Below are 6,338 nucleotides of genomic sequence, written 5' to 3' on the forward strand. Positions count from 1 at the left end.
GGTGGGTCACCGCTCCGTCAGTCGTCCGGAGTGTCGGCGGCGCTGGGCCGGCGCCGTTGCCGGCCCGTGGCCGACTGCGGACGGGCCCACCGCCTCGGCCAGCCGCCCCGAAGCCTCGAAGAGCCAGGTGATGGTGTCCGATTCGGAGAGCGCGGCCGAGCGCAACCACTCGAAGACCACTTTATAGCGATTTAGTACGCTTACCTCGGTTGACATGACGTTGGTGAAGCCACCTTCTATGGCCAGCGTCTCCGGGTCGAGCGGGTCGGCGAACAGGTAGATCGAGAAAGCGGTCGGCGGGAGGTACCAGTCGCCGATCGGGGTGTCCCGCGGCAGCACGTGCAGGGTGACGTTCGGCAGCATGGCCAGCTCGCAGAGCTGCCGGAGCTGCTCCCACAGCACGTCCGGCGGTCCGGCCCGCCGGCCCAACGCCGCCTCCTCCAATACCGCCGTGTAGCGCGGCGCGTCGGCCCGGTCCAACAGCGACTGGCGGGCCAACCGGGCGGCCACCTCGGTCTCCGGGGCCTCGCCGGGCTCCGGGGCCCCCGCGCCGGACTCGACCTGCTGGGCCGAGACGATTCGCAGCCGGGCGTACCCCTGGGTCTGCAACAAACCCGGGACCAGCACCGGGTTGTATTCCCGGATCTCGGTGCAGCCCGCCTCCAACTCGGCGAACGTGCGCTGCTGCGGTGTCATCACCGGGTACTTCTTCAGCCAGCCCCGCATGTCACCGGCCTCCCGGGCGATGCCCAGCAGCTCCGCGCGTGACTCGCCGCCGGCGCCGTAGAGATCCAGCAGGGCCAGGACGTCGTCGGGGTCGGGACGGCTGCGGCCGTTCTCCAAGCGGGACAGCTTGGACGCGGAGGCCCAGCCGATTCGCGCGATGACCTGGTCCCCGGTGAGGCCCGTGGCCTCGCGCAGTTGGCGCAGCTCATTGCCCAACCTGCGGCGACGCATGATCGGGCTGGGTCCGGCTGGAGGCACGGTGTCCTCTTTTCCGTCGACCGCCGCGGACGCGACGGTAACTGTATGAAACTCGCCCCCCACGGTCAGTATGGACGGCGCGACTGGAGTCGGACGCCCCGACGGGGGCGTGTCTCGCAGAAAAGAGGACCGCAGACGAGCGATCCCGACGACGTCGCCGTCGACCCCCGTGGCCCCCGGCCACCCTCCGAGAGGAAACCCGATGCGCACCGTCCTGCGCCGCCCCGAGTTCCGCCTGCTGTTCGGCGGGTTGCTGGCCAGCATGGCAGCCGAGTCGATCCTGCTGCTCGCCCTCGCCATCTGGGTGAAGGACCTGACCGGCTCCGACGGGCTGGCCGGGGCGACGATCTTCGCGATCATCGCGCCGATGGTGCTCGCGCCGTTGGTCGGATGGGCGGTGGACCGGTACCCCCGGCGGCCCTTCTTCATCGTCGCGAACCTCGCCACCGCCGCGCTGCTCACCCCGCTGTTCACCGTCTCCGAGAGCGCCGACGTCTGGCTCATCTACGTGGTGGCGGCCCTGTACGGGCTGTCGTACCTGACGCTGAGCGCGCTGGTCAGCGGCCTGATCCGGCAACTGGTCCCCGTCGAGCTGCTCGCCGACGCCAACGGCGTGCTGCAGACCGTGCGCCAGGGGCTGCGGCTGATCGGGCCGCTCGCCGGGGCCGCGCTCTACGCCGCCGTCGGCGGCTGGCTGCTGACCGCGCTGGCGATGACCGGGTTCGTCGTGGCCGCCGCCGTGGTCGTCCTGCTCCGGGTGCCCGAGACGCCGTCGGCCGGCGGCGAGCTGCGGTGGTCGGCCGAGCTGGGGGCCGGGCTGCGCCACCTGGCCGGCGAGCCGGCGCTGCGTCGGGCGCTGCTCGGCTACGGCCTCGGTTCGCTGGTGATGGGCTTCACCGAGTCACTGATCTTCGCGTACGTCGACCACGGGCTGCGCCGCGACGCCGCGTTCGTCGGCGTGCTGGTCACCGTGCAGGGCATCGGCGGGCTGGTCGGTGGCCTGTTCTCCGCCGCCGTGGTACGCCGCGCGGGCGAGGTGGGCACGCTGGCCGCCGGGGTGACCCTGTTCGGCCCGGCCGCGTTGGCCCTGGCGTACCCGGCCCTCTGGCTGGGCTGCGCGGCGCTGCTGCTGGCCGGAGCCGCGCTTCCGCTGATCACGGTTGGGCTGAACACGCTCATCCAACGGCGTACCCCGACGGGCCTGCTCGGTCGGGTCTCGGCGGCGTCGGAGGCCCTGGTCAGCGGCCCTCAGGCGGTCTCCATCGGCACCGGCGCACTGCTGGTCGGCGTGTTCGACTATCGGCTGCTGTTCGCGCTGGTCGGCCTGACCACCACGGCCGCCGGCGTCTTCCTGTGGCGAGGCCGCCGCCTCTCCACCCCCACCTCCACTGCCGCCCCCGCCCCCGTGGTCCGCATCCCGCTCCAACGCCGCCCGCCCGCGCCGGCGACCCCCGACCCCCGCCTCACTCCCTGACCCCCACCCACCCTGCAAATACCCGGAAAGAGTGGCCGTTCCAGGAGGAACGGCCACTCTTTCCGGGAGAGTGCGCGCCTCATCGGAGGGGGCGCGGTGTGATGGTCAGGTGGGTAGGGCGGCCAGGTGCTGCTTCACCTGGGTGATGGACGGGTTGGTGAGGGCGCTGCCGTCGGCGAAGTGCAGCGTCGGGACGGTCTGGTTGCCACCGTTGACCTTCATCACGAACTCGGCGGCCTTCGCGTCCTGCTCGATGTCGACCACCTGGTACGCGATGCCCTCCCGGTCGAGCTGCGACTTGAGCCGGTGACAGTAGCCGCACCACGGGGTCGAGTACATCGTCAACATGATCGGGTGTCCTCCAAAGTCCGTTCCGCCCATCCGGTCAGGCCAGGCTAACCGCTGCAACATCAGAGGGAGCTGAGATGATTCCTCGCTGTGGGGGTTCACTCAGCGTCGGAACTGGTGCTCGCCGGGCTGGACCCGGAGCAGCGCGCCGCGGTGACCGCCCCCGCCGGCCCGGTCTGCGTCCTGGCCGGCGCCGGCACCGGCAAGACCCGGGCGGTCACCTCACGCATCGCCCACCGGGCGCTGACCGGCGAGGTGTCCCCTCGGCACGTGCTCGCGGTCACCTTCACCGCCCGCGCCGCCGCCGAGATGCGGGCCCGGCTCACCGCCCTCGGGGCGCAGGGCGTGCAGGCGCGCACCTTCCACGCTGCCGCGCTGCGCCAGGTGCGCTACTTCGCCCCCCGGCTGCTGGCGGGCCGGGCGATGCCCGAGCTGCTGGACAGCAAGGCCCGGGTGGTCACGCTCGCCGCCGCCCGGGTCGGCCTGCGGACCGACCGGGCCGCCGCCCGGGACCTGGCCGGCGAGATCGAGTGGGCCAAGTCGTCCCTGGTCGAGCCAGGGGAGTACGTCGTCGCGGCGGCGAAGGCGCTGCGCGACACGCCGCACGAGCCGGCGAAGGTGGCCGAGGTGTTCGCCGCGTACGAGAGGCTCAAGCGGTCCAACGGGGTGATCGACTTCGAGGACATGCTGCGTGCCGCCGTGTGGGGCATCGAGGAGCATCCGGACGTGGCCGAGCAGGTTCGCGGCCAGTACCGGCACTTCGTGGTCGACGAGTACCAGGACGTCAACCCGTTGCAGCAGCGGCTGCTGGAGACGTGGCTCGGCGGCCGGGACGACCTGACCGTGGTCGGCGACGCCAGCCAGACGATCTACTCGTTCACCGGGGCCACCTCGGCGTACCTGGTCGATTTCCCCCGCCGGCACCGCGGCGCCACCGTGGTCCGGTTGGTCCGGGACTACCGTTCCACCCCGCAGGTGGTCGGGCTGGCCAACGCCGTCATCTCCCAGGCCAGGGGCACCGAGGCCCGGCTGCGGTTGGAGCTGCGCGGGCAGCGCCCGACCGGCCCCGAACCGGAGCTGCGGATCTTCACCGACGAGCCGGCCGAGGCCGCCGCCGTGGCGACCCGCTGTCGGGCGCTGGTCGACGCCGGCACCCCGGCCCGGGAGATCGCCGTGCTGTTCCGCGCCAACGCCCAGTCCGAGGCCTACGAGAAGGCGCTCACCGACGCCGAGGTGCCGTACGTGGTGCAGGGCGCCGAGCGGTTCTTCGAGCGGCCCGAGGTGCGCCAGGCGATGGTGGCGCTGCGGGCCGCGACCCGCTCGATCCCCGGCGACACCCCGCTGCGTGACGCCGTGGTGGAGGGCCTGTCGGCGGTCGGCTGGGCCCCGGACGCCGCCCCGGCCGGGGGCGCGGCGCGGGAGCGGTGGGAGGCCCTGGCCGCGCTGGTCCAGCTCGCCGAGGAGTACGGGGCCAGCCCGCCGGTCCTGCCGATCGGCGAGGCCGCCGCCGTGGAGCGCCCGGTGACGCTGGCCGACTTCAACGACGAGCTGGCCCGCCGGGTCGCCCAGCAGCACGTGCCGACGGTGGAGGGGGTGACCCTGGCGTCCCTGCACTCGGCCAAGGGCCTGGAGTGGGACGCGGTCTTCCTGGTCGGGCTCTCCGAGGGCACCCTGCCCACCACGTATGCCCGCACCGCCGAGCAGGTCGAGGAGGAGCGCCGCCTGCTCTACGTCGGGATCACCCGGGCCCGCGAGTGGCTCTGGCTGTCGTACGCGGTGGCCCGCTCGCCCGGTGGGCGGGCCCGGCGGCCGTCGCGGTTCCTGCCCCAGCTCGACCGCTCCGGCGGCGGGACCGAGCGGGCCGGGGCCGGGGCCGGCCCGGCGGCCCGGCGGGTCGAGCGCCGCCGTCCCCAGATGGTCCCCTGCCGGATCTGCGGTGCGACCCTGCTCGCCGGCCCGGACCGCAAGCTCGGCCGCTGCCCGACCTGCCCGTCCGACATCGACCAGGGCCTGTACGAGCGGCTGCACGACTGGCGCGCGCGGGTGGCCGGGGCGCAGAAGGTGCCGGCGTACGTGGTGTTCACCGACGCCACCCTCGTCGCGCTGGCGGAACGGCGACCAGGCCGGCCCGAGGAGCTGATCGCGATCGCCGGCATCGGCCCCCGCAAACTCGGCCTGTACGGCGATCCGGTGCTGGCCCTCGTGGAGGGCGCGGCGGTCGACGACGTCTGCCCTGAGAAAACTTTCGAAATCGAGCCGTAAATTCGTTTGCCCTCGCCCCCGGGCGAGGAATAGCCTCGGGACACACCTCGCGAGCAGCGCCATTCCGGCTGCTCAGGGGTAGAGGCCAGTCGACTTCGAGGAACGTGAGGGAGGTGTCACCAATGGAGATCTTTACCTATGAGCCCCCGGCGGGGATGCCCGCTGCCGTTGCTCCGCTGTCGGCTGTCCGGGTGGCCCTCGCCGCTCGACCGTCGGCTCCGCAAGCGCACCAGGTCCAGGTTCAGGCCGAGCTGAATCTGACCGTCGCGCCGCTGACCGGAGTCGAGAGGGTCAGTGGCTCCACGGGCATGGGCATCGATGGCGCTGAGAAGCGCACGGATGTCCGCGGCGTTCCACCTCGAGGTAGACCGGTCTGATCCTCAGACTCCGGCTCACCTCGAGGCCGCGGAACCCGCTACTGGGATCCGCGGCCTCAGTTTTTTGCCCGCCGAAGTATGTCGGAATTCTGATCCACGAGATCGATGTGAGAGAGAGGTGACCGGGAGATGAGTCTGGCGTTGGCCCCCGTCGACGTGAGCGTCGAGATGGAGGCGAACCTGTCCTGCCGGAAGTTCGACCCCGACCTGTGGTTCTCCGACTCGCCTACCGAGCTCGAGCTGGCCAAGTCGCTCTGCGGGGACTGCCCGCTGCGCGTCGAGTGCCTCGCCGGGGCGGTGGAGCGGGCCGAGCCCTGGGGCGTCTGGGGCGGCGAGATCTTCGAGCGTGGCGCGGTCGTTCCGCGCAAGCGGCCCCGGGGCCGCCCGCGCAAGGAGGATGTCGCCCGCGACGCCGCGCTGAAGGTCGAGGCCGAGGCGCGCCTGGCGGCCAGTGGGCTGTCCTCGTCGCGTAACACCGTCCGGCTTGCTGCCTGACACACCCGATCCGCACCATCCCCGCCGGTGCCACACCGGCAACGAGAGAGCTGAGACCCATGATGAACATGCCCATTGGAGCCGTCGAGATGCAACTACTCCACGAAGCGTTGTCCCGGGCCCGAATGCCCCGGCCTCAGGCCGGTCGCACCACCACGAGCACTGAGGCAACCCGATCCGCCCGTACCGTCGCGATCAACAGCCGCAGCCAGTCGGCTCGCGACCTGGGCGTTCTGTAACCGAACACGACACACGCGGGGGCGTGTCGGGGGGGGGGGGGGCCCCGCCCCCCCCCCGGGGGCGGGGGGGGGGGCGGGGGGGGGGGGGGGGGGGGGGGGGCCGGGGGGGGGGGGGGGGGGGGGGGGGGGGGGGGGGGGGGGGGGGGGGGGGGGGGGCGT

6 protein-coding genes are annotated in these 6,338 nt (G+C 72.8%); 4 read left to right on the forward strand and 2 right to left on the reverse strand.

Going from position 1 to position 6,338, the window contains the following annotated elements; all coding sequences use genetic code 11:
* Positions 1-6: 6 nt before the first annotated feature.
* Positions 7-984 carry a helix-turn-helix domain-containing protein gene (locus tag ACFYZF_RS03395; RefSeq protein WP_387015420.1) on the reverse strand — a complete coding sequence of 326 codons (978 nt, stop codon included), beginning with the start codon at positions 982-984 and terminating at the stop codon, positions 7-9.
* 202 nt (positions 985-1,186) lie between these two features.
* Here ACFYZF_RS03395 and ACFYZF_RS03400 point away from each other — a divergent pair, with 202 nt between their 5' ends.
* Positions 1,187-2,458, forward strand: coding sequence for an MFS transporter (locus ACFYZF_RS03400; protein ID WP_387015423.1), 1,272 nt, complete (start codon positions 1,187-1,189; stop codon positions 2,456-2,458).
* A gap of 105 nt (positions 2,459-2,563) precedes the next feature.
* On the opposite strand, the gene ACFYZF_RS03405 is transcribed toward ACFYZF_RS03400, so the two are convergent.
* Positions 2,564-2,806 (reverse strand): mycoredoxin, encoded by a 243-nt coding sequence (locus ACFYZF_RS03405; protein WP_387015425.1) that lies wholly within the window; start codon positions 2,804-2,806, stop codon positions 2,564-2,566.
* Positions 2,807-2,896: 90 nt separating this feature from the next.
* On the opposite strand from ACFYZF_RS03405, the gene ACFYZF_RS03410 reads away from it, so the two are divergent.
* The 3 genes from ACFYZF_RS03410 (at position 2,897) to ACFYZF_RS03420 (ending at position 5,940) form a co-directional block, all read left to right on the forward strand.
* Positions 2,897-5,068 carry an ATP-dependent DNA helicase UvrD2 gene (locus ACFYZF_RS03410; protein WP_387015428.1) on the forward strand — a complete coding sequence of 724 codons (2,172 nt, stop codon included), beginning with the start codon at positions 2,897-2,899 and terminating at the stop codon, positions 5,066-5,068.
* Positions 5,069-5,190: 122 nt separating this feature from the next.
* A complete protein-coding gene (locus tag ACFYZF_RS03415) occupies positions 5,191-5,445 on the forward strand; it encodes a hypothetical protein (protein WP_387015431.1) in 255 nt (84 codons plus the stop codon).
* A 129-nt stretch (positions 5,446-5,574) separates the two neighbouring features.
* The gene (locus ACFYZF_RS03420; protein ID WP_387015434.1) at positions 5,575-5,940 is read left to right on the forward strand and encodes a WhiB family transcriptional regulator; all 366 of its coding nucleotides are present in this window, start codon (positions 5,575-5,577) and stop codon (positions 5,938-5,940) included.
* Positions 5,941-6,338 lie beyond the last annotated feature (398 nt).

It is taken from the genome of Micromonospora sp. NPDC001898 (assembly GCF_042891255.1).
Lineage (GTDB): Bacteria > Actinomycetota > Actinomycetes > Mycobacteriales > Micromonosporaceae > Micromonospora.